Annotated in this window: 24 protein-coding genes and 2 riboswitches; of the genes, 4 read left to right on the plus strand and 20 right to left on the minus strand. The window is 43.8% G+C overall.

From position 1 onward, the window contains the following. Positions 1–121: 121 nt before the first annotated feature. From CVD23_RS19700 to CVD23_RS19710, 3 genes are all read right to left on the minus strand, one after another. A complete protein-coding gene (locus CVD23_RS19700; RefSeq protein ID WP_101575502.1) occupies positions 122–829 on the minus strand; it encodes an alpha/beta hydrolase in 708 nt (235 codons plus the stop codon). 259 nt (positions 830–1,088) lie between these two features. After that, on the minus strand, positions 1,089–2,471 hold the full coding sequence (locus tag CVD23_RS19705) for a UDP-N-acetylmuramoyl-tripeptide--D-alanyl-D-alanine ligase (protein ID WP_101666944.1): 1,383 nt from the start codon (positions 2,469–2,471) through the stop codon (positions 1,089–1,091). Between the two features lie 69 nt (positions 2,472–2,540). Next, positions 2,541–3,623, minus strand: a complete 1,083-nt coding sequence (locus CVD23_RS19710) for a D-alanine--D-alanine ligase (RefSeq protein ID WP_101666945.1) — start codon at positions 3,621–3,623, stop codon at positions 2,541–2,543. Between the two features lie 1,015 nt (positions 3,624–4,638). Then, a riboswitch (SAM riboswitch) is annotated at positions 4,639–4,745 on the plus strand. Between the two features lie 100 nt (positions 4,746–4,845). Here CVD23_RS19710 and CVD23_RS19715 point away from each other — a divergent pair. From CVD23_RS19715 to CVD23_RS19730, 3 genes are all read left to right on the plus strand, one after another. Then, positions 4,846–6,006 (plus strand): alpha-hydroxy-acid oxidizing protein, encoded by a 1,161-nt coding sequence (locus CVD23_RS19715; protein ID WP_101666946.1) that lies wholly within the window; start codon positions 4,846–4,848, stop codon positions 6,004–6,006. A 215-nt stretch (positions 6,007–6,221) separates the two neighbouring features. Next, complete coding sequence (locus tag CVD23_RS19720) at positions 6,222–6,458, plus strand: helix-turn-helix domain-containing protein (RefSeq protein ID WP_101575398.1); 237 nt, start codon at positions 6,222–6,224, stop codon at positions 6,456–6,458. 403 nt (positions 6,459–6,861) lie between these two features. After that, complete coding sequence (locus CVD23_RS19730; protein ID WP_101666961.1) at positions 6,862–7,314, plus strand: 8-oxo-dGTP diphosphatase; 453 nt, start codon at positions 6,862–6,864, stop codon at positions 7,312–7,314. 14 nt (positions 7,315–7,328) lie between these two features. Here CVD23_RS19730 and CVD23_RS19735 read toward each other — a convergent pair whose 3' ends face one another. From CVD23_RS19735 to CVD23_RS19745, 3 genes are read right to left on the minus strand one after another with little or no spacing between them, the layout of a single operon-like run. Continuing rightward, positions 7,329–7,643, minus strand: a complete 315-nt coding sequence (locus CVD23_RS19735; protein WP_101575400.1) for a DMT family transporter — start codon at positions 7,641–7,643, stop codon at positions 7,329–7,331. 1 nt (position 7,644) lies between these two features. After that, positions 7,645–7,992 carry a DMT family transporter gene (locus CVD23_RS19740; protein WP_101666948.1) on the minus strand — a complete coding sequence of 116 codons (348 nt, stop codon included), beginning with the start codon at positions 7,990–7,992 and terminating at the stop codon, positions 7,645–7,647. A gap of 21 nt (positions 7,993–8,013) precedes the next feature. Further along, positions 8,014–8,601 (minus strand): TetR/AcrR family transcriptional regulator, encoded by a 588-nt coding sequence (locus CVD23_RS19745; protein WP_101666949.1) that lies wholly within the window; start codon positions 8,599–8,601, stop codon positions 8,014–8,016. A 169-nt stretch (positions 8,602–8,770) separates the two neighbouring features. Here CVD23_RS19745 and CVD23_RS19750 point away from each other — a divergent pair, with 169 nt between their 5' ends. Beyond that, positions 8,771–9,340, plus strand: coding sequence for a GNAT family N-acetyltransferase (locus tag CVD23_RS19750; protein ID WP_180955736.1), 570 nt, complete (start codon positions 8,771–8,773; stop codon positions 9,338–9,340). Positions 9,341–9,413: 73 nt separating this feature from the next. Here the strand turns inward: CVD23_RS19750 and CVD23_RS19755 are convergent, their stop codons facing one another. The 14 genes from CVD23_RS19755 to CVD23_RS19820 form a co-directional block, all read right to left on the minus strand. Next, a complete protein-coding gene (locus CVD23_RS19755) occupies positions 9,414–10,028 on the minus strand; it encodes a histidine phosphatase family protein (RefSeq protein WP_101666950.1) in 615 nt (204 codons plus the stop codon). A gap of 4 nt (positions 10,029–10,032) precedes the next feature. Next, a complete protein-coding gene (locus CVD23_RS19760) occupies positions 10,033–10,743 on the minus strand; it encodes an ATP-binding protein (RefSeq protein WP_101666951.1) in 711 nt (236 codons plus the stop codon). 39 nt (positions 10,744–10,782) lie between these two features. After that, positions 10,783–11,367 (minus strand): cob(I)yrinic acid a,c-diamide adenosyltransferase, encoded by a 585-nt coding sequence (locus CVD23_RS19765; RefSeq protein WP_101666952.1) that lies wholly within the window; start codon positions 11,365–11,367, stop codon positions 10,783–10,785. Positions 11,368–11,369: 2 nt separating this feature from the next. Further along, positions 11,370–11,807, minus strand: coding sequence for a bifunctional adenosylcobinamide kinase/adenosylcobinamide-phosphate guanylyltransferase (locus CVD23_RS19770; protein WP_101666953.1), 438 nt, complete (start codon positions 11,805–11,807; stop codon positions 11,370–11,372). After that, entirely contained in the window at positions 11,759–12,382 is a 624-nt protein-coding gene (locus tag CVD23_RS19775; protein WP_101666954.1) for a histidine phosphatase family protein, read from the minus strand. The genes CVD23_RS19770 and CVD23_RS19775 overlap by 49 nt, the downstream gene beginning before the upstream one ends. Further along, positions 12,340–13,128 (minus strand): adenosylcobinamide-GDP ribazoletransferase, encoded by a 789-nt coding sequence (cobS, locus tag CVD23_RS19780; protein WP_101666955.1) that lies wholly within the window; start codon positions 13,126–13,128, stop codon positions 12,340–12,342. The genes CVD23_RS19775 and cobS overlap by 43 nt, the downstream gene beginning before the upstream one ends. Continuing rightward, positions 13,122–14,624 carry a cobyric acid synthase gene (locus CVD23_RS19785; protein ID WP_101666956.1) on the minus strand — a complete coding sequence of 501 codons (1,503 nt, stop codon included), beginning with the start codon at positions 14,622–14,624 and terminating at the stop codon, positions 13,122–13,124. Before CVD23_RS19785 ends, cobS begins: the two co-directional genes overlap by 7 nt. Continuing rightward, the gene (locus CVD23_RS19790; RefSeq protein ID WP_257988611.1) at positions 14,621–15,196 is read right to left on the minus strand and encodes a bifunctional adenosylcobinamide kinase/adenosylcobinamide-phosphate guanylyltransferase; all 576 of its coding nucleotides are present in this window, start codon (positions 15,194–15,196) and stop codon (positions 14,621–14,623) included. The genes CVD23_RS19785 and CVD23_RS19790 overlap by 4 nt, the downstream gene beginning before the upstream one ends. Beyond that, positions 15,169–16,248, minus strand: a complete 1,080-nt coding sequence (gene cobD / locus CVD23_RS19795; protein WP_257988612.1) for a threonine-phosphate decarboxylase CobD — start codon at positions 16,246–16,248, stop codon at positions 15,169–15,171. The genes CVD23_RS19790 and cobD overlap by 28 nt, the downstream gene beginning before the upstream one ends. Next, positions 16,229–17,194: an adenosylcobinamide-phosphate synthase CbiB gene (cbiB, locus tag CVD23_RS19800; RefSeq protein ID WP_101666958.1), complete on the minus strand. Its 966-nt coding sequence runs from the start codon at positions 17,192–17,194 to the stop codon at positions 16,229–16,231. The genes cobD and cbiB overlap by 20 nt, the downstream gene beginning before the upstream one ends. Then, positions 17,191–18,663 carry an adenosylcobinamide amidohydrolase gene (locus CVD23_RS19805; protein ID WP_101666959.1) on the minus strand — a complete coding sequence of 491 codons (1,473 nt, stop codon included), beginning with the start codon at positions 18,661–18,663 and terminating at the stop codon, positions 17,191–17,193. The genes cbiB and CVD23_RS19805 overlap by 4 nt, the downstream gene beginning before the upstream one ends. A 3-nt stretch (positions 18,664–18,666) precedes the next feature. Beyond that, positions 18,667–19,728 (minus strand): FecCD family ABC transporter permease, encoded by a 1,062-nt coding sequence (locus CVD23_RS19810; protein ID WP_101666960.1) that lies wholly within the window; start codon positions 19,726–19,728, stop codon positions 18,667–18,669. Beyond that, positions 19,691–20,668: an ABC transporter substrate-binding protein gene (locus CVD23_RS19815; RefSeq protein WP_101575413.1), complete on the minus strand. Its 978-nt coding sequence runs from the start codon at positions 20,666–20,668 to the stop codon at positions 19,691–19,693. The genes CVD23_RS19810 and CVD23_RS19815 overlap by 38 nt, the downstream gene beginning before the upstream one ends. Before the next feature lie 192 nt (positions 20,669–20,860). Continuing rightward, a riboswitch (cobalamin riboswitch) is annotated at positions 20,861–21,047 on the minus strand. 95 nt (positions 21,048–21,142) lie between these two features. Next, the gene (locus tag CVD23_RS19820) at positions 21,143–21,919 is read right to left on the minus strand and encodes a hypothetical protein (RefSeq protein WP_101575414.1); all 777 of its coding nucleotides are present in this window, start codon (positions 21,917–21,919) and stop codon (positions 21,143–21,145) included. Positions 21,920–22,325: the final 406 nt, after the last annotated feature.

The raw sequence follows: 22,325 nt of genomic DNA on the forward strand, positions 1-22,325 counted from the left end.
TGAAAAAGAAATTTCTCTCTTAGGCACTTTGATGTTAATCTTAGCATTAAACAACATTAAATGCAATGATATCGCATGCCTCAGAGGGGCTTCTAATTCATTATAGACAGATAAATCTAACTCAGATTACTTCTGCTGGTTCGTCTGCTTTTAAAAATTGGAAGACGTCTGAAAAGAGCTGCTCCCTTTTATCACAATGACAAATTAAATGACCCGAGTTGCTCACGTATTTAATATCTTTATGATTCGTTCCAATTTTATCGTACAAGTATCTGGCACTTTTAAGGGGAACAATTCCATCCTCTTCACCCTGGGCAATAAATGTTGGTATTTGGATTTGCTTCAAGAGAGGCCGAATGCTGGCAACCAGCCGTCGGAATTGAATTGTTGCCGATAATGGCGTGCTGATGATTTTTCGCTTATACCTATGAAACAATTCATTTTCTAATAAGCTCCCGGCAACTGCATCCTTGACCATTAATCCTATGTCGGCAGCAAGTTGTCTCGGGTTCACATAATAAGCCGCCGCACTTAGCAGGACCAGTTTAGTAACTGGATAATGAACCGCCAGGTAACTTGCAATGATCCCGCCCATCGAAAAACCGATCAAATAAACTTCATCACATTTCTCCAATAGCATTTGTAATTCTTTTTCTGCATGTTCAATCCACTGTTTGTAACGAATACCCTTCAAACTAAGGGTTTCTCCATGTCCCGGCAGAGTTGGAATTGAGAATTCCCAATCCGTCCTTTCTTGCAAATAGCTAACTAACGGTTCAATTTCAAAGGGAGAGCCGGTAAAACCATGAATGCATAAGCAGCCAATCAGTTTGATCACCCACCATTACTTTCAGTAAAAGTTTGATATAAACATGACTTCCAAAAGAAGTCCTCTTTCTCAGACCGGACCGTTAATGTCGATAGGAAAGGATTATCGACTTTCTCCACGATATCAAAACTCTTTCCCTATTCTTTACTGGTTTACACTTATGATACTAAAGAACAAGAAAGATATCAGTTATGACCAGTGACATGTCAGCAAACGCTTGGTTGAAATGGGCGAGTACTGCAATCATTTCGCATTCTCCTTACACTGGATTTTGCAACCCGATAACAACGTCCTCAAGCTTCATTCCCCGCGAAGCTTTTACGAGGATCAGTGTATTCCGGTCCGTATATTTTTTTAATTCGTTTATTAGATCGTTTTTATCATCAAAAGCAAATATCTTTTCCGCCTCGAATGACTGACGGGCACCTTCTGCGATAAAGCGGCCTAAGGGGCCGTATGTAAAAACATAATCGATCTTTTCAGGATCAAGGCTTGCGCCAGTTTGCTGATGGTATTCAATTTCGAGCGGTCCAAGCTCCAGCATATCGCCAAGAACGACAATCCTTCTTGAAAAGCCCTCCAAATCCGAAATAAGCTCAATCGCAGCCCTCATCGCTGTTGGACTCGCATTATAGGCGTCATTTATAATTCTTTCTCCCTTGGCGCCTTCGACCAGTTCCATTCTCATCTGTGTTAACTTTAAGCCTTGAAAGCCTTTGTCCATTTTTTCGTAAGAAACACCAAAAAAGCGGGCGGTCAGCATGACAGCGAGCGCATTGAGGACATTATGAACCCCAAGAACAGGCAGATGAAATTTTCCTTCAAACCGATTTACTGTAAATTGACTGCCTTGTCCACTCTGGATAATGTCGGTGGGATAAAGATCATTTTCGCGCGATTTACCAAATGTTTTAACGGTAAACTTTGCTTCATAATCCTTCAGCCGTTCCCGGAGAAGCGGTTCATCACCGCAATAGACAATCAGACCGCCATCCTGCAAGCCCTTCACAATTTCGAGCTTTGCTTCGGCTATCCCTTCCCGTGATCCGAGATCCTGCAAATGGGCTTCTCCGATATTTGTAATAATCACGGCGTCAGGCCGGGCAAGCTTTGTTAACAATTCAATCTCACCTTTTGCACTCATGCCCATTTCAAGAACAGCCATTTCCGTTTCCGGTTTCAACTGCAGGACGGTCAGGGGCAACCCGATATGGTTGTTAAAATTCCCTTCTGTTTTTTGGACTTTATATTCGAGGGAGAGAACGCTAGCCATCATGTCCTTTGTCGTCGTTTTCCCGTTGCTTCCAGTAATCCCGATGATTTTTGTTGATAACTCGTCTCGATAATTGGCGGCCAGCTCCTGTAAAGCAAGAAGAGTATCCTCGACGATAATAATCGGCAAATCGACGGGTGGGTTTGGTACATCCTTTTGCCAGAACGCGGCCCCTGCACCTTTATTAACTGCTTCCTCCACGAACCTGTGACCATCGGCGTGTTCACCTTTAAAAGGTATAAACAAATTCCCTGTTTCTATCTTTCTCGAATCAATGCTGACCCCGTTAATTTCAGTGTCTCCCCATTGCTGGAGATCAATTTCGGCTTTAATCATTTTTGAAAGCTGCCTGATCGTTTTTCGGATCATTATACTCCTCCTCGGATTATTCCAAAACATGAAGGAACACGGCATCAAGCGCCGTGTATCCCTTTGCTGCTAGAATGTATGCTTAATGTTTTGCTTTTCTGCATGTCTTTCTTCTGCAAGCTTAACAAGACGTTCAATCAGCTCCGGGTATTCAACCCCGGTGTGCTTCCACAGTAAAGGAAACATGCTGAAGGGCGTAAAGCCAGGCATCGTATTGACTTCATTGATATATGCGTTTCCGTCCTTTGTTAAGAAGAAGTCGGCGCGTACCAGTCCTGAGCAATCCAGAGCTTTAAACGATCTAATCGCCATTTCCTTAAGCTCACTGTATTCTTCTTTTGTAACATCCGCCGGGATAATCATCGCGGTATCGCCGTCTTCATATTTTGCTTTATAGTCGTAAAAATCCTTTTTCGGCACAATTTCACCGGCAACTGAACATTCAGGCTCATCATTTCCAAGTACACCGATTTCAATCTCTCTGGCGGTAATGCCTTCTTCGACAATGATCTTCCGATCAAATAGGAAGGCTTCCTCACAGGCTGCTGCTAATTCATCACGATTGGAAGCCTTGTTGATGCCAACACTGGAACCGAGATTGGCCGGCTTCACGAAACAAGGGTAACCAAGTTGTTTTTCGATTTTTTCATACGCGGATTCGCTGGCCTTCTCCCACTCACTGCGGGTAAACCAGGCAAATTTGACCTGGGCAAGCCCGGCTTGTGCAAATACATTTTTCATGATGATTTTATCCATGCCGGCAGCGGAAGCAAGCACTCCATTACCTACATAAGGAAGGTTTAAAAGCTCAAGCAGACCTTGAACCGTTCCGTCTTCTCCATTTGGTCCATGAAGAAGCGGGAAGATCACATCCAAAGATTGATCCTGCCCTGCTGCACTTCCTTGAAACAATGCCGGAGCGAGAGCAGCTTGAGAAGCTGCGTCTCCTTGAGAAAACTGCAATGCTTTAACATCAGCCACTGGACCGCTTAATTGCGGCCCTTTTACCCATTTTCCTTCATCTGTTATGTAAATAGGATGAATATCGAATTTTTCTACATCAAGCGCTTTAATAACAGCAAGAGCTGTTTGTAGAGAAACATTATGTTCAGCGGATTTACCCCCGTATAATAACCCAAGTTTAGTTTTCATCATCGAACCTCCAATTAGTCATTCACACGAGTGAATTCCACAATGTAATAAGCTAAACCGAAAAACGAATGAAGTTGTCTAAATAAACAAGAGAATGCCGTAGGAAACGAATAATAATATCTTAATTTTAAATTACTGTTCGTTTTTCAATTAAAGAATTGCTTTATGAAATTCACTCACACACATGGTTTTATTTTAACATGTTCTTTTGAAAGAAAAGAGTCATACGCGATTGTTTTCTAATGGAAATTTATCGCCCGGTGATTTGCCATTACTATTCTCTGTTAAATGACATGCAACATCTTTTCGTACAGCCTGTAGGCGCGAACACAGAAAGCGATTCCGTAATCGTTCTGCTGGGAATAAGTATGGCTGAATGATTGATCCCTCACTATAGTCAACAGATTATTATTTTAACATTATATTAAACTCATTGAAATCTTGTCTTCAGAAAACACACAATTATTTTATTTTTATAATATTTATTAGTTAACTGTTCGATTTATTCACGATATAATCCGCCTGATAAAAACAAATGCTTATTTTAGGAGGACATCATCAATAAATTAGGCCTACTGCGCAAGATTATTGTCGCAATTGCCGCTCGGGATCCGGGATCGCCCCTCGGCCTTATTGCTCCTCAATGGTAAGTACTGATCAATTGACTGATCGCACTTGATAGGCCTTTTTTATTTTGTTTTATGACGGATCTGCGTTATTTCACAATCATAACCGGTGCTTTTCCCCTTTTTGGCAACCTTATGGCTGACACTGCCAAGCACCATTTCTTGTCAAGCAACTCTTGATGTAAGCGGCATTTTCGTAACCAATCTCTCATTTTCGCCATTTTTTAATGTTTTTCATATATAAAATGTATCTATAATTTTTTTCACCATAAAACATTTCCCAGTTGGTGTTTTCCGACAAATAGTTTTAAAAAATATTTCATTGACAACCACTTCCCGAAATCCTAAAGTTATAAGTAACGAATTGCTGTTAATTTAATAATTTTGTTCTCTTATCGAGAGTGGCGGAGGGACTGGCCCTGTGAAGCCCGGCAACCATTCCAATTTGGAATTGGTGCTAAATCCAGCAAAACATTTTAGTTTTGGAAGATGAGAGCGGGCGACCATACATATGATCAAACCTCTCTACTTTGGAGAGGTTTTTTTGTTTTAGAACCTTTATCAAAAAATCAGCTATTTAGAAAGGAAATGAAATCATGGCGGTAATCAGCAAGGAAGATCCTTTATTAGCAAAAATGAAAGAGACCGGGCTCAATTTTTCAGTCGAAGAGTGGGAAAGGGCGGCTGAATGTATTCTTGAGCAAGGCCCGTTCGGTTATATCCAATCAGGGTCCAGCGGTGAAGAAACGCTGCAGAAAAATACGAGAGCTTTTGAACAATACAGCATTTTGCCAAGAGTTTTAACGAATGTAGCAAATCCAGACTTTTCAATAGAATTGTTGAATCAAACTTTTCCTTCCCCTTTATTGTTCGCTCCGGTTGGAATGCAAAGGATTGCTCATCAAGACGGAGAATTGGCTGCAGCAAGAGCAGCAGGCTCGTTTGGAATTCCTTATATTGCAAGTACTGTATCGAGCTACACTATGGAAGAGATTGCCGAAGCGAACCCGTTTAGCCCAAACTGGTTCCAGCTTTACTGGTCCAATGATCGTGATTTATCGTTAAGCATGGTTAAAAGGGCTGAAAACGCCGGTTATCAAGCCCTCGTCGTTACAGTCGATACCGTCATGCTCGGATGGCGGGAAAAGGACTTGCACAATAGCTACTCCCCGCTCAGACTTGGTTTTGGAAAAGCAAACTATATTTCTGATCCTGTTTTTCAGGCTAAAGTGAATATTGAAGACAGTGATGAAGTCGTGGACGAAATTTTAAACCAGATTCTCCATCCTTCCTTTAACTGGGATGATTTGCAGTGGCTAAAAACGCAAACGAGTTTGCCGATTGTTTTAAAAGGAATCCTTCATCCTGACGATGCAGTGGAAGCAGTTAAAAGGGGCTTCGAGGGAATTATTGTGTCAAACCATGGCGGAAGGCAGCTGGACGGGGTCGCATCCTCGCTGGATGCGTTACCATTAATTCGCAACGTTGTGCCCGAAACATTTCCAGTTTTGTTTGACAGCGGCATCCGCCGTGGCACGGATATGGTCAAGGCGCTTGCACTTGGTGCGGATGCTGTATTGCTTGGAAGGCCTTATGTATACGGGCTGGCGGTTGCAGGCGAACACGGAGTTCAAAAGGTTGTTTCGAACTTACTCGATGAATTTAAAGTATCGGCAGGTCTGGCTGGGGCGAAGAATATTACTGAGGTGAAAAAGACTACTCTCATGCGATATATCATGGATGATGCAAAAGGTTGATAAGTACTGGCGAGCATTTTTTGCTCGCTTTCTTCATGTGACTCAAGTTCGTGAAGCATATCGTTGCCCAGCTAAAAATGCTAACGGTTGTGTAATGATAAAGATTTTGACAACCCTCTCACTTTAATGCTAATTTAAAGAATAACGTCCGTCTGAACAAGAGAAAGCCTTACCAAAAGCCCGTGTAAATTGCTTTTTCTAAGGAGAGGTGAAAGATGAATAAAGAAATTGTAAAATTTTTAAGAAAAAGCTATAACATGAATCAGCGCGACTTTGCAAAGCTCGTTAATTGCAGCTTCTCGCTTATTGCCCTTGTTGAAGTTGGCAAAAGAAGGGTTACAGAAGATCTTGAAAGTAAAATTAAAAACACTTTTGACCTTGATGAAGAACAATTGCAATCGATCGCAACCCTCGTCTCTGAATTCAGCAAAGGCATACCGCCTTTGTTTTAGGGCAATAAAAGTTTCAAGTGCTCTATGTAAAAAAAGATGGAACTGCTAAATCCACCCTTCCGCTATTGAAATTGCCTCTATTTGATTTTTTACACTCAAGCTTATTTAAAATTTTTGATATATAGTTCCGGATGATAAAAATAGCTTGAAATCTCCTTGGCTTTTTTACCTTCTGCGACCATCTTCAATATTTCCCTTTCACAATGCGTCAGTGGATTATCTGTTCGAACGCTCCCAAAAATCAATTTCGGTGAAAATTCCTTTTTCCCCTTCATAACACTCACGTTTCCACTCTTTTTCATCTTACAATCCAGGCCATTTTCTCACAATTTTGATATGATTAAATTATCTTTTAACAGACAAAGGCGGGACACTAGTGAACTGGAAAGAAATCGAACATCAAATGTACACATTATGTATGGTGGTGAAAGGCGATAAGGTGCTGTTAATCAAAAGGCCGGAAGAACGCGGATACCCTGGATTTGTTGCACCCGGCGGCAAAGTCGACTATCCGGAAAGTTTATCTGCAGCGGCCATCCGCGAAGTTAAGGAAGAAACAGGTTTAACTGTTCGCAATATTACGTATAAAGGCCTCGATGAATATGTCAGCCCCCATGAAAATATCCGCCATATGGTTTTTAATTATTTGGCAGACGATGTTGAAGGCGAACTTCTCGATGATCCCCCTGAAGGAGAATTATCTTGGTTTCATAGAGAAGAAGCCTTACAGCTGCCGATGCAGAGCTGGTTTCGACGTAAATTCCCGTTATTTTTTGAAAAAGGGACATTTGAAATCCATACCGTCTGGGATGCGCGAAACAATCGAGAAGCCGAGCATTTCATCAAAAAAATATAGGGAGGTCAGTCCTCTCATGAAACTGCTTTTAAGCCAATCACACTTATGATAATCATGGCGATGAAAAGAATTCGTCGCCAATTTCTGGGCTCGCCGAAAAATAACATCCCAAGCAGCACACTGCCGGCAGCGCCAATACCTGTCCAGACACCATAAGCCGTTCCGATCGGAAGCTCAAGCAATGCCTTTGATAATAAATAAAAGCTTGCAAAACCTGAAATTCCGCAAAGAATGCTATATTTGGTGCGGGTAAAACCATCAGAAAGCTTCATAAATATGACGAAGCCTACTTCACCCAGTCCAGCAAACAGCAAATAGATCCACGACATATTACGAAGCCCTCTCTGTTCTCTCATCATTATCATCTGATGAAATCTTCAATCCGATAATGCCTCCAAGCAATAAGGAAATAAACAAAACCTTCAGCAAGCCGGCCGGTTCACCCAAAAATACAATGCCGATTAATGCAGTACCAGCTGCGCCAATCCCCGTAAACACCGCATAGGCCGTTCCAATCGGAATGGTTTTCATCGCTTTTGCAAACAACATGAAGCTGACGATAATTAACATGATTGTCATAACGGTTGGAACTGGTTCGGAAAAACCCTTTGAGTATTTTAACCCGAACGCCCAGCCAATTTCGCTAAGTCCAGCGAGCAGCAAATAAAACCAAGCCATGATGTGATTCCTCTCTTATAATCAGGAATTGTTATTTTGCAGTATTCCCTGCCAGAAAATCGTCCAAATCGAGTTTCGCCGTTTTTCATATTCATCCTGATCGTAATAATGAGACTCCATTAACAATCCATCAAGCATGCAGTAAAACGTTGCGACCAAATCCTCCGGGTTTAGAGGGACAATTTCACCTGCATTTATCGCTGTTTTAAAGAAATCCGTGAGCCGTTCACTCGCTTTATTTTCAAAGCCGACAAACTCCTGTTTCATTTTTTCTTTAAGATGATTGGGCGGAAGCAGGACAGCTCTTTTGAAAAAAAGCTTTTCTTCTTTATGGGCGTTAAGATCTGTCAGTTCATTAAAGATCGTTTTTAGTATTTCCCCGGTTCGTTTATCTTTTTCTTCCATTAAAACATTTTCAATCGTCCGCATTTCACTGGACGCATGCTCACGGTAAATGGATAAAAACAAGTCTTCCTTTGAAGGGAAATGAGCATAAATAGACGGTGTCTTGATTCCAACCATTCTCGCTATTTCTGATAAAGCAGTGCCCTCATATCCCTTTTCAGCAAACAATTGCAAAGCAGCGGCCTTTAGTTTGTTAGAAGTCATTATTCCACCTTCCTAATTATCATTAGTTAGATTTTAACAACATAAAGTTTTTAAATCAACTGGAACAACTTGTTATAAAAATCTTTAGGTACATTGATACGAAAGTATTATTTCTAAAAATTCACAATATATACTATAATTTAGAAATACAAATCAGGGGGTGAATGCATTGAAATCATACTTATATATAGGAAAGAAAGTATCTATTAGGGAGATTACGGAAGATGATATCCCAGTGTTTTGGGAGTATATTTATGGCACGGGTGAGCCTGAGTGGAAGAAATGGGATGCCCCCTATTTTCCGCTGGCACCGATGAGCCTTGAGGATTACCGTATCCATATGCGGATGGTTTTAGAGGTTGATCCCGCGCCAAGAATGGTAATCGAAATTGACGGGGAGATTGCTGGCCAGGTTAGCTATTATTGGGAGGATAGGGACTCTCATTGGCTTGAAGCCGGAATTGTGATTTATGATTCAAAGTATTGGAATGGCGGCTATGGAACGGAAGCGCTATCGATATGGGTGGAGCACTTATTTCAAAGCTTGCCTCTTGTTCGTGTAGGAATCACAACCTGGTCCGGAAATAAACGAATGATGCGGGCCGCCGAAAAAATCGGGATGAAGTTGGAAGGACGCATGCGAAAATGCCGGTTTTATAACGGGGAATATTACGATTCAATCAGGATGGGAATTTTACGAGAAGAATGGAGAGAAAAAAAGGAGAGCCAGCTTCTTTAGGAGCTGGCGGTTTATGATATTGCTAATCTCTTAAATACATTTCAGAAATTGTTTAACACCCGTTCCTGCTCCTTTAAAAATACGCTTTGTGTGAAGTGTCCCCTTCCAGCAAAACTTGAAAGCTGCCTCGTTCGATCTGCACAATCGTCAAGCTCGCCCCTTCGATGACAGGTGGCTTCCAAACTTTTTCAATTCTGGCATTTTTAAAAATCAACATCATCGTTTTTATGACGACCCCATGGCTAACAATCAATAGATTGCCTGCATCATGGCTAGCTTGTAAATCTGTTAGAAAACTGACGAGCCGCATCTTTACATCCTGAAAACATTCTCCATCAACACGCTTGTAGAGTGCAGGTGAATTCCGGTAATGGTCGTAATCCTCTCGATACAGCTCTTGAATCTGATCCTCTGTCATTCCTTGCCAGCAGCCAAGCTGAATTTCCATGAGCCGTTCGTCTTCAATAACTTGAATGGTCCTGCTCCCTTTAATGATCGTGGCCGTTTCTGCTGCTCTGCCGCTTGGGCTTGTATACAGAGCAGTAAACTCGATATCATGCAGTCTTTCTGCAAGCAGCCGTGCATCTGCCTCACCCCGGGAAGTGAGCTTTGAATCCATCCGCCCCTGCATGCGCTTTTCGATATTCCACTCTGTTTCTCCGTGCCTTGTGATGTATAGTGTCAGCATTTTTTCATCCCTTCAGTCGAATCTCCGAAAATAAATCAGCAGCTTTCCGGCGCAGTTTCTCTTCTCCGTTTTTGGAATAAGCGATTAAGAAGCAGGTTGATGGGCCTGATGATTTTTGTAAATCGAGATTGTTTTCACACACATACTCTTTTACATCGCAAAAATGAAGGAGCTCATGTAAAATCCCCTTCGAGCCAACAGGCATCACTTCTTTTACTTCATCCTGTTCGGTACACCATTGAAACAATTGAAGAGGAGCAATAGACTCGGGCTGCTCGACAACCTGATCACCAACCAGCGGCTGGCCGATTACTGCAAATCCGATATCATCCGAAAGGGAAAATTTCCGGTCTGTTTTGTTAAGCTTGCTCCCAACAACGATGATCCCTGCTGCAGATTGCAGCAGCTGAAAATTACTTTCTGTACTGCCGGATATCGGTATATGATCCAGTTCAAGCTCTCTTAGTCCTTGCTTAATACCGATGATCAGTTCCTCCCAGGCACTATCCCCGCTAAAATTATGAATAATGACTGCTAAAGGAGCACCGCCAGCCGCAATGCATTCCATCGCGGCAACGCGAAAACCATAATACGAAACAACCCCGTAAGGCACATGAACGATATCATGCTCCTTTAAACCAATTCCGCCGCTGTTATCACTGGCGATCACAAGCGACTCCCTTTCATTAAAAGGTAAAATGAGCGCATCCCTCACAGCCAGCCTCCTTCCAGCCATGCCATTCGCCTGTTCATTTCACTTGTCCTCCTTGCGCTTGCCCTCACGAAATACTTTTGCGCTTCTGATATACTCAACATCGGGCACGCCGGATCGAAAGTTAACGACCCTTGCCAAGGCAAAAAAGTAGTCGGATAAACGATTTAAATATTGCAGAGTAATCGGCGGCATATTCTCATCAGCCTTCGCGAGCTTGACAACAAGGCGCTCGGCCCGGCGTGTAACAGTACGGGCAATATGGATTGATGCGGAAGCTTTCGTACCACCCGGCAAAATAAATCTTTCAAGCGCTGGTGCTTCTGCAATAAACTCATCAATTCTCTTCTCAAGGTACGTAACAGCTTCTTCGGTCAGCTTTAGCTGCCTGTTTTTCGAGATGTTCGCCAGATCACCGCCGCAGTCAAACAGCTCATGCTGAATCTTTTCGAGATCGTCCAACACATCGCCGAACAGCTTCCGGTCCAATTCTGCCATGGCCTGGCCCACATAGCAGTTTACCTCATCGACAGTTCCGTAAGCCTCGACCCGTGTATCATCTTTATCAACACGGCCACCAATTAAACTCGTTTGTCCCTTATCCCCTGTGCGCGTATAAATCCTCATCTTCATTCCCCCTGTTTGAGCTGTTTTGACATGCCGTACCAGATTAAATCAACCCTGCTTGAAAACTTTGCGATATCCTGATAAACCCAGCCGGTTAAATCGCGCCACTGTCTCGCGCCCGGATCGGCCGGAACGACCCCTTTTGTAATGTCAGCCCCGATCACCACGAACGTTCTTGCTGGATCCCCCGCTTCCCATGCGAGCCAATTCTGCAATAACCTCTGCCACTCTTCTCTTGAAGCATCAATGCTGCTATTGACATGGCAGTTTTTTAACCACTCTTCTATTCCTTCTAAAACCACCACATGCCCAAAAAATGAACCAGGAAGTGAATAACCTTTATAAGCCGATATCCAAAGATGTTCTTGTTCATTTAACTGATAAAAATTTTTTACCCACGCTGATTTTCCGTTAAAGGCACCGCCCGTAACAAAGTGCACCGATTACCACCTCCAAATGAGTTTAATGGCCATTCAAGCTGATAACCTGATCCAAAGGGAATTTTCCATTCCCAAAAATTTTTTTCTTCCAGGGCATATGTCATCAGCAAATACCGGATCACCCCGCCGTGTGTAACAAGGGCTGCACTTTTTCTATGATCAGCAAGCATTTTATTTTGCAATTGGGAAAAGCCTTCTTCAATCCGTTCCGTGAACTGCCCAAAGGATTCCCCTTCCGGCGGCTGAACGGTGAACGGACTTGTCAGCCATTCCTGATAATATGAATCTTTTTCTAGTTCGAAATGGTTTTTACCTTCCCATTCGCCAAAATGCAGTTCGCGAAATTCGCTCATTGGCAGCAGGCATTTTCCCGGAAATAAAATCCCGGCTGTTTCCTTGGTTCGCATCAGGTCACTGGCGACGATCAGTTCATAATCCGGAATATGCTTGATCGCTTTAAGCTGCTTCACTCCCTGTTTGCATAATTGCGGATTGGTCCAGCCACAATAGGCCCCTTTTTTGTTTGCCCCGGTCATACCATGACGTAACAGTGCAACAACCATACGATCATCCATAGGAAAAACTCCATTCCTTCAGCAGAGGCCCCGACCACATCCCCGGTGACTCCGCCAAACCATTTGATGATTTTTATTTTTCCATACAATCCTGCACAAATAGATGTGGTAAGCAGAATAACCGCGGTCAGCAGCGATTCCTCGACAAAAAGCCAGCTTGCCACGATAATAACGATTGTATAGAGAAGGTAAGGCCATAAACTCTTCCTGTCCACCGCGTTCGCAAAAAATCGGGCCATCCCCTCCTCTCTTGCCGGCGGCAGGGTGACCAAGTAATAGCCCATCAGGCTTTTGCTCAAAAATGGAATGATCGCAACCACCCAGGCAGCAGCATTGATATCTGCATAAGCTGCCAGCTCATAAATAAACAAAAACTTCCCGGACAGTAAAACGATAACGGATAACACGCCAAAGGCACCTGTTCGCGGATCCTTCATAATTTCAAGGCGCTTATCCTGGTCCTGATAAGAAAAAAAAGCATCACTTGTATCGATCCAGCCATCAAGATGAATGCCGCCAGTCAGCACTATCATTAGCAGCCAGACAACAAAAGCTGTTGCCAGGGCCGAAAGCGGCGTAAACTCCGTGAGTCCGAAAAAAGCCCCACCAATGATCAAGCCTTGAAAAAGTCCCAGTAACGGAAAGGTTTGCACCGCTTTTTGCAGATGATGGGCGTCCATTGGCAGCTGGATGCGGATCGGAACTGAAGTGAACAACTGCAAATTAAGCAATAATCCTTTCAGCATCGCAAACCGCTCCCAATCATCATTTCTTTTAGCGTTTGCCAATCCAGGTGCGGAGCAAATCGTTCAGCCAGCTCGTCATATTTCTGTTCCTTGAGTGTCTTCAGCATAACCGGCTTGTGCGTCTGCAGTCCTTTACGGCTCCGCAGCCTGTTCAGCCATTCACTGCGCCATTCATCATTATGAAACAGATGGTGAACGTATGTACCAATCACCCTGCCGTTAAGCTCGCATATTCCTTCCCGGCGATTGTCTTCCAGAAGCAGAAACGGCGTAAGCGATTCTCCATTTTCAGGGAGCGTTTGCCCGAGATGAATTTCATATCCTTCAATCGAAATTTCCTGATTTTTATAAAGCGAGCCCGATGCCCTGACTGTTATCTTTTTTTCGTAAAAAGTCGTAACAGCCGGAATCAAGCCAAGTCCAGGCACACTTTTGCCCGGTGTCCCGGTGTCCGATCCTTCCGCATCAATAAGTGTTCGGGACAGCATCTGGTAGCCGCCGCACAGGCCAATAATCGTACCGCCTTCTTGCAAATATTTGATGAGCAGCTGATCCAGTCCTTGTTTTCTTAAATAAGTTAAATCGCTTATCGTACTTTTTGTGCCGGGAATAATCACGGCATCAGGCCGTCCGAATGTTTTGTTACTGCCAACCCAGCGGATCGCCACATCCTCTTCGTATAAAAATGGTTCAATGTCGCTATAATTTGAGAGATAAGGCAATCTTAACACAGCAATGTCGAGGCCGGTTTTTCCTTGCAGTGAAAAACGATCCGGGAGCGACAGGGAATCCTCCCCCTCAATCATATGCTGATCAAGATAGGGCAGGACGCCAAGAACGGGAAGGCCGGTTTTTGCTTCAATCCAGCTTATTCCATCTGTAAAAAGCTCGATATCACCGCGAAATTTATTAATGATAATCCCTTTTACCCGTGAGCGTTCCCGGGGGGATAAAAGCCCAAGCGTACCAACAATACTCGCAAAAACTCCGCCTCTATCAATATCTGCAATTAAAATGACCGGGACATCGGCCAGCTCGGCAACTTTCATATTAACAAGCTCTTTATCTTTTAAATTTATTTCAACCGGGCTGCCTGCTCCCTCCATGATGATAAGCTCGTAATCCTTTTCAAGCCTGGATAATGCTTCCTTGATCGTTGCGATTCCTTTTTCGTAAAAAGTGTCGCGATAGTCTCTTCCTGATAAAGTCTGAAACGTTTCTCCGAGCAGGACTACTTCAGCCTGCTGGTCAGAGCGCGGCTTTAATAGAATCGGATTCATCCAGACTATCGCTTCCGTTCCTGCTGCCTCCGCTTGCAGCCCCTGGGCCCGGCCGATTTCCTTACCGTCCGAGGTAACGTATGAGTTATTGGACATATTTTGCGACTTAAAGGGAGCGACCCGGTAGCCTTCACCGGCTAACAGTCGACAAATTGCTGTGACAATCAGGCTTTTGCCAACATCGGAGGCTGTTCCTTGAAACATAATTCCGTTCATTGCGGTTCTCCCTTCATCTCAACAGTGAGACCTGACTCCACCAAATAGGCGCTCCTTGCCTGGCGGACAATCCATTGATGGAGCTCGCCTAGAATTTTACTGTATGTATAAATGACTTCATTATCACGGATCGACTCATTCAATATCTCATTGCTGACAATGATCATTGCCTTACACCGTGCTGCTATCGTCATAATGCTTTCTTTGATTGAAATTTTCACATGCTGGCAATAGTCTCGATCCAGCCATCCATCCTGTTCTGAAAACAGTCTGTTATTAAGATGAGTTGTTAAACAGTCAAAGAGGACTACCGAATTTGGCGTCAGCTCGGATGCTGCTTGTTCGAGCCCATCCGGGCATTCCAGCGTGATCCAACCGCTCCCGCTCTCCGCTCTTTCCTGCCGATGATGGGAGATCCTCCGCTTCATTTCCTCATCTTCCGTCCGTCCTGATGCAAGATAAAATAAGGATGATCCAGCTTGTTCCGCAAGCTTAACTGCTACGTCCTCTGCAAACCGGCTCTTCCCGCTTCTGACACCGCCTGTTATAAAGATGATTGAACTTGCCGCCATTCCTCAAGTACCTCCATCAGCCTGTCGTTATCTCCAGTTCTTTTCACCGCAAGCCGGAGCCAGCGTCCGTGTAAACCTTTAAAATTGTATGTATGCCTCGCTGCGATTCCCTGTTCCAGTAAAAACTTCAATAATGAAAGCTGATCATTAAGAAACGGATCCTGCAGCAAATAGAAGTTCACGCAAGAATCAGAAAATCGATAGCCGCTCTCTTTATAGAAATGAAACAGTCTGCGCCGTTCGGCTTCAATATATTTACGGCTATCCGTTAAGAACGGGCCGCTGTTTAAGCATTCTACTCCAGCGGCAAGCGCGACACTGTTGACACTCCAATGCGGCTGGAACAACGATACTTTCCTGATTAGTTCATGATCAGCGATTAAGTAGCCGAGCCGTAATCCCGGAATGCTGTATATCTTCGTTAAGGATCGGAGAATCAATAAGTTAGGAAAATCCTTCACAAAAGACACAAACGAAGCTTCATCCTCCAAAAAATGATAAAAAGCTTCATCAATGATGACAAAAGTATTCATTTTAAAGGATTCTTCGACAATTCCTTGAATCGCAGTCCGCGAAAAAGACTGGCCGGTCGGGTTGTTGGGGTTACAAATAAAAACAGCATCCGCCCAGTTTAGCTTATGTAGTACGTGTTCCACATGAAGATCCCAATTTCCTTCTTCAAGAAAATGGTGGATGATTGTGCAGCCTGACGCTCTGCATGCTGTTTCATATTCACAGAAAGATGGTTCGATAATCAATATTCTTTTCCCGGCGAGCCATCTGCCGATAAGAGCAATTAACTCCGCCCCGCCATTTCCAAGCAGAATCGAGTTTTCTGCTAGATCGTCCTGAGCGGCAAGCAGCGAGACGAGTTGGGCTCCTTCAGGATCTGGATAGTCTATTATTTTCGTAAACATTTCATTCCATTTCTCTTTTAATGCTGGCGGCGGACCGAACGGATTTATATTGGCGCTGAAATCGCATATTTGCCGGGGGAGATCGATATTCAAAGTCTTGTATAAGGAATGGGGATTAGAACCGTGCAATGGCATATTCAAACGCTAGACCTCCCAGCCATAGTAATAATAAGAATAATAGAGATGCCCGCTTCATTAACGTAATAGAAGATAAAATATGTTTCTTTTCAAGAGAGAGAATTGGATCACCCATTTTTGCGCGGAAAGAAACAATTCCTTTATAATAGTTCGTTCCGCCGAGCTGGACGCTGAGAATTGCCGCGCATGCCGCTTCACACCAGCCACTGTTCGGGCTTGGATGCTTCTTTGCATCGCGAATAACTATTTTCCATGCTTGTTTTCGGCTTATCATTGCCGGTTGCATGCAGACAATCATCAACAAGGAAGTAAGCCGGCTTGGTAACCAGTTGGCGACATCATCAAGCCTGGCTGACGCCCAGCCAAACTGCCGGTACTTTTCATTGCGGTAGCCAACCATCGAATCGCATGTATTAATCGCCCGATAAGCTACAGAAAAAACAGCGCCGCCGAGCAAGCCCCAAAACAAGGGTGCGGTCACTCCGTCACTTGTATTTTCCGCAACGGTTTCAACCGTTCCGCGGACAATCTCCTCTTGATTAAGCCCATCCGTATCCCTGCCAACAATATAAGAGAGCTTCCTTCTCGCTTCCCCGATTTCACCAGCTTTTAGAGGCTTGTAAACATCAAGAGCTGCTTCCTGCAAACTCTTTTGCGCAACTGTCGTCGAAATTAATATTGCCTCCCAAGCGATCCCGGCTGCCGGATGGATGGCATAAAAACCAACCACACTTAATGCAGTGATCAACATAACGACTGTTAGGACGATTAAAACCATCCCAACCCCTTTCCACTTTCGAAACTGCCCTTTATTCCATTTTCTATCCACACATGCAATAAGAGACCCCATCCAGCGAACAGGATGCGGCCATCTTGGTGGATCTCCGACTAACCAATCAAGCATAAAAGCGATTGTAACGGCTGCGAGATGATAGAGAATCATCGTTCAAGCCTGCCCTGATATTTTTGCAGCGCTTCAACGGTGCATTCGTAAACACCTTTGCCAACGAGCTTGCCAAGTGGGGTAATCGTCCCGCCGAATTCCTGGAGCTTGCCTCGCTGGGAAGCGGCGATCATGATGCTGTCCGTTGAGGTTCCGGTAGCCAGCGTTCCCGTCAACCGGTCGTAAACCTGCTCATTTTGCAGCCCTTTCACCTTTGCTTCTGTTGCAGTCATAAGCGCCTGAATGAAAGCCTCTTCACTGAGGGTTCCATTGATAAAAACCCAGATGTTGATCGTGCCGGGCTGCACAATTTCGTAACTGTGCCGTTCACTTTGCGACGCATCAATCGCATTTCCTGCTCCCGCTGTCACGACGATAAATACGGATAGGCCATCATCTTTAAAAAGGCGATAAGCAGCATCCGCCAGATTGACAGCCGTCATCATTCCGACCGTCTCGCCCGGCTCATAGCCGTTTTTTTTCAAAAACTGTGCCATCTCCTCACGATGGTCGCTGCAGTTATAATCCTGATTAACGTGACGGTTTATAAAATTTTGATACCAGCCTGTCCCCGCACCTGTTACCCCTGAGGACATCGTCCTGAGCGGAGCTGGTGCATGAAGCTCAATCATTTCGTCTGAAATTTTTAAAAAGCGTTCATCAATCTCGATGTTCAATTGGCCATCGGAATCCAGTTCGGGAATCATCAGCATTTGCGGTTTCGGAACGTTTGGATGGGGATGCTTTTTCACCGCGGTCCCGTAAACAGCCTGAATCCGGTCCTCCTGCAATACCTCGTTCGGGATATCGTTAATGCTGACCTCTCCGTTATTCAACAAGAGCAGCCTGTCACAATACAGCCCCGCCAAATTTAGATCATGAAAAATAGAAATAACGGTTAAGTCCTCTTCTTTTGCCATTTTTCTTAGTAAATCCAGCAAATCCTTTTGATAGGAGAGATCCAGATGATTGGTCGGTTCATCGAGTAACAACATTTCGGGCTGCTGGGCAAGCGCCTGGGCTAAATAGACGCGCTGGCGCTCCCCGCCGGATAGTTCCGAAAGATGATGATCCTGAAATGAGTCAACACCAGTTTGTTTCATCACTCGTTGAACAATTGCCTCATCTTCTTCGTTCCATGTTTGAAACCAACCCTGCTGATGGGCATATCGGCCAAGCGAAACCGTTTCTTTCACCGAATAAGCAAACACCTCTGAAGAATGCTGGGGCAAAACGGCGACCGTCTTTGCGAGCTCCCTTGTAGCATAGCTTGAAATAGGTTTATCTTTTATCAGAATGCTTCCGCTTTTAAACTCGATGATTCCGCTTATCATCTTGAGTAATGTCGTCTTGCCGCTACCATTCGGACCAAGGATCCCAAAAAGTTGACCTTTATTTACTTTAAAAGAAACATTTCTTAAAATCGGATCCCCGGAATAGCCTCCAGACAGATTTTCGATCGTCAGCATGCTCTATCCACTTCTTTCTCTTCTTCTTCTCAGCAAAATCGCAGCAAAGACAGGCGCCCCAATTAATGCGGTGATAACACCGATCGGCAGCTCTGTAGGCGAGATAATCGTTCTCGACACCAAATCTGCCAGAATTAAAAAGCCGCTTCCGGTGATCATTGACAATGGCAGTAAATGTTTATGGTCCGGTCCCCACAGCAGCCTTATTAAGTGTGGAACGACAAGGCCGACAAAGCCGATCGTTCCGGATACAGACACGGCAGCACCGGTTAAAATCGAACCCGCTACCAGAACTATGTGCTTTCGCCTTTGCACATTTACGCCCAAATGCTGCGCTCGTTCCTCCCCAAACGACATCGCATTCAGCTCTTTTGCATTCATCATCAGCAAAAGTACTCCAACGATAAAAAACGGCAAGAAAATGATAATATAATCCCAGCCCCGCATTGAGACGCTCCCCAGCAGCCAGCCAATGATTTGGCGCAGCTCCTCACCTGTTAAAGCAATCATTAAAGAAATCAGTGCTCCTAAAAAAGAACTAAAGATAATTCCCGTTAAAATGATCGTTTCCACTCTCATCGACCGATCTATTTTTCTTGCAAAAAATAAGACAGCAAAAATCGTCGCAAACGAAGCAAGAATACTAAAGACAGGCAGTGTGAACATCCCGGCAAATGGGAGAGTGATCTGAAAGAAAAGCACGACAACCGCGCCAACTGAAGCCCCCGATGAAACGCCAAGTGTATAAGGATCTGCGAGCGGATTCCGTAACAAGCCTTGAAAGGCGGCTCCTGCAATTGCAAGAGACGCCCCAACAAGTCCAGCGAGAATGACTCTCGGCAGCCGGATATTCATGACAATATTTGTGTACATCGGTTCTATTGTCCCGCCTATCGGTACTTGGAAAACTTTCGCAGCAATGATTTGGAAGATTTCGGTGACAGGAACCAAAACGGTCCCGACCGATATTCCCATCAGGATTGCAAAAAATAGAAACAATCCTGATAAAACATAAGCAGCTGTGCGATTATTCTCCAAAAATGTCCGGATAAATGGCCTTTGCAAGTTCCTCTACTCCTTCAGCAAGACGAGGGCCTGAACGGGTTACCATGTCAGAGTTTACATCCACTATTTGTTGACTTTGGACGGCCTTCACATCTTGCCAGCCATCCCGGCCCATCACTGCTGCGACCGGATCCCCCGTATATGTGCCATGTGTGGTTAAAACGACATCAGGATTTTTTTCAATAACAGCTTCCTGATCGATCTCAGCCCAGCCTTCCAAATCAGCAAAAGCATTCTTTGCATTGACGATTGTAAGCATTTCGTCCATAAATGTATTCTTTCCGGTAGTAAAAATCGGATCTGTCGAGACCTCAACGTACACCGTTTTCCGATCTGTTTCAGGAATATCAGCCGCTTTGTCCTTTATCTCGTTGATTCGGTCTTTCATGTCTTTAACAATGCGGTCGGCTTCATCAGACTCTCCAGTTGCCGTCCCGATCATTTCAATCGAATCGTATACTTTATCGAAGCTCGTCGCGTCATTGACAACCAAAACCGCAATACCTGCATCTTTTAATTGCTGAAGGCCTGCTTCACCATTATGGGCACTTGACGCGTGTGCCAGGACAAGTTCAGGATCCAGGGAAATGATTTTTTCAACATTAAACTCCATACCGCCAATTTTTTCCTTCGATGCTGTCTCTTCGGGATAATTGTCAAAGTCAGAAATACCGACAATTTCATCCCCTAAACCTAGTTCGAACGCAATTTCCGTATTGCTTGGCATAAGCGAAACGATTTTTTCAGGCTTGTTCTCTATTGTTACTTCTTCTCCGATCCCATCTTTAATCGTGACCGGAAAAGCAGCCTTTTCTGATTGATCAGTTTGTTCTTCTCCACTGTTGCCTGAGTCTGGAGCAGCTTTCTCTGTTTCTCCACAAGCAGCTAACAAACCAACTGAGAGCAGTAGTGCAAATAATAGTGAATATAGTTTTTTCATGTGCTTTCCCCCTACTAAAATATGAACAAACCCCATCCCCTCTCCGAATGTAAATGGGGCATTGTCCGTGTACTCAACGAAAAATAAAAAAAGCACCTCCACGAAATATGGAGATGCGGTGAGGGCTTGTCAATCACAATCCAGTTGCGAACTGGCTGAACCTTCACACACCTCCCTATCCTCGTAGGTTTTATCGGTGCAGAAACTCAGGCAGGTCTCCTGGCTCATGGTCATCACTTGCTGCATCCTTCCCGTACAATTGCTGTACAGTGGCTTTTTGCAGCTTGCTACCATTTACAGTGGCGGGACCGCGTTGGAATTTTCACCAACTTCCCTTTTAAGTCTTCATTAGAAAGACACCTGGTTCTGTTCGTATGTATTAAATTTTCCGTCAGATTGATTATACACTATCCCTCCGACAAAAAAGCAAGCTTTATCTTCCATAGACCTTGATAAAATCAAACAGGAAAGACACTAATTCGCCAAAACTTGCCACTCTTTCTGTTTTTTATCGTAAATCAGTTTTGCATCTGATCGTTGTCTGCGTACTTGCTGATAATGGTCATACATATCATCCATGTTGGCATAATCGCCGAGCACCCATATCGGAATTTCGATTCTGCTCCTGCTGTGGACAGCGTCCTTCAAGGAAAATAAGACCCCTTCCTTAATATAGCTTGACAGGGAAAACAACAGTTCTTTCGTTACTGGCGGGTATGTGCGTTTTTTCCTCATGCCGAGAAGTGTTTTCTCCATTTTCAAATGGGACAGTTTCAGCGCGGTTGCGTTGCCAAGCATATAGTAAAAATCATTAGTATTCCGGTAATAAATTTTATTAAACCAGCCATCGTCATGGGCTAAATAAACGAACTGGTTGCCAAGATGGCTATAAAAAGGGCGCTTTAAATGCTGCTTTAAATGCCCCAAATAAAGCAACTCGGCGATTTCCTGGCCGGATAATTCATCTAAAGCATCCAGCTCATCAAAGTCCAGCCAACAAAAATCGCCATAGCTATAAACATCATCCTTGATCAATTGTCCGACCCGCTCCTTTGGAACATATTCAAGGGACGTGTGCATATTAAAATCGCCGTCATCAAAACGATGCTTCAGCAATAACAAATGGTTCAATGGTTCGGGCAAGGATATAGCGAATTCATAGAACTCAATCCCATACGACATTACATATTGACTTCCCGTATTCAGATGAACATAAATGAGATCCCGAAATTCCTGATTATGCTTTTTCAATGGCGAAACCCCCGCGCAAGTTTAATACCAGCTTATAAGAAATAGACAGCTTCAGGCGAAACTGTCTAACTTTAACCAACTTAATTGTATCTTTTTCATTTTAGCAAAAATTTTCAATAATATCTCTTTTAAAAACCCATCTTTTTATTAGACCTTATTTTCTGAAAAATAGTTTCACTTTTTCAACGAATCTCTAAAAACTATTTACCGTTACATGGAAACTTAATGCAAAAATTTTTCGTCTATATTATATACGGGCTTACAGAACGATACTGACAGAGAACGAGGTTGAAAATGAATAAAAACCAGGCGAATTTTGATGCTAATTTATTATTTATTATATTTTTATCACTAGCGTTGCATTAAATAAAAGCGAATTTGTCAAGCTCAAATCAAATAAATTTAT

Origin of the sequence: Bacillus sp. V33-4 (assembly GCF_002860225.1) — a bacterium.
In the GTDB taxonomy this organism is placed as follows: Bacteria; Bacillota; Bacilli; order Bacillales; family Cytobacillaceae; genus Bacillus_BJ; species Bacillus_BJ canaveralius.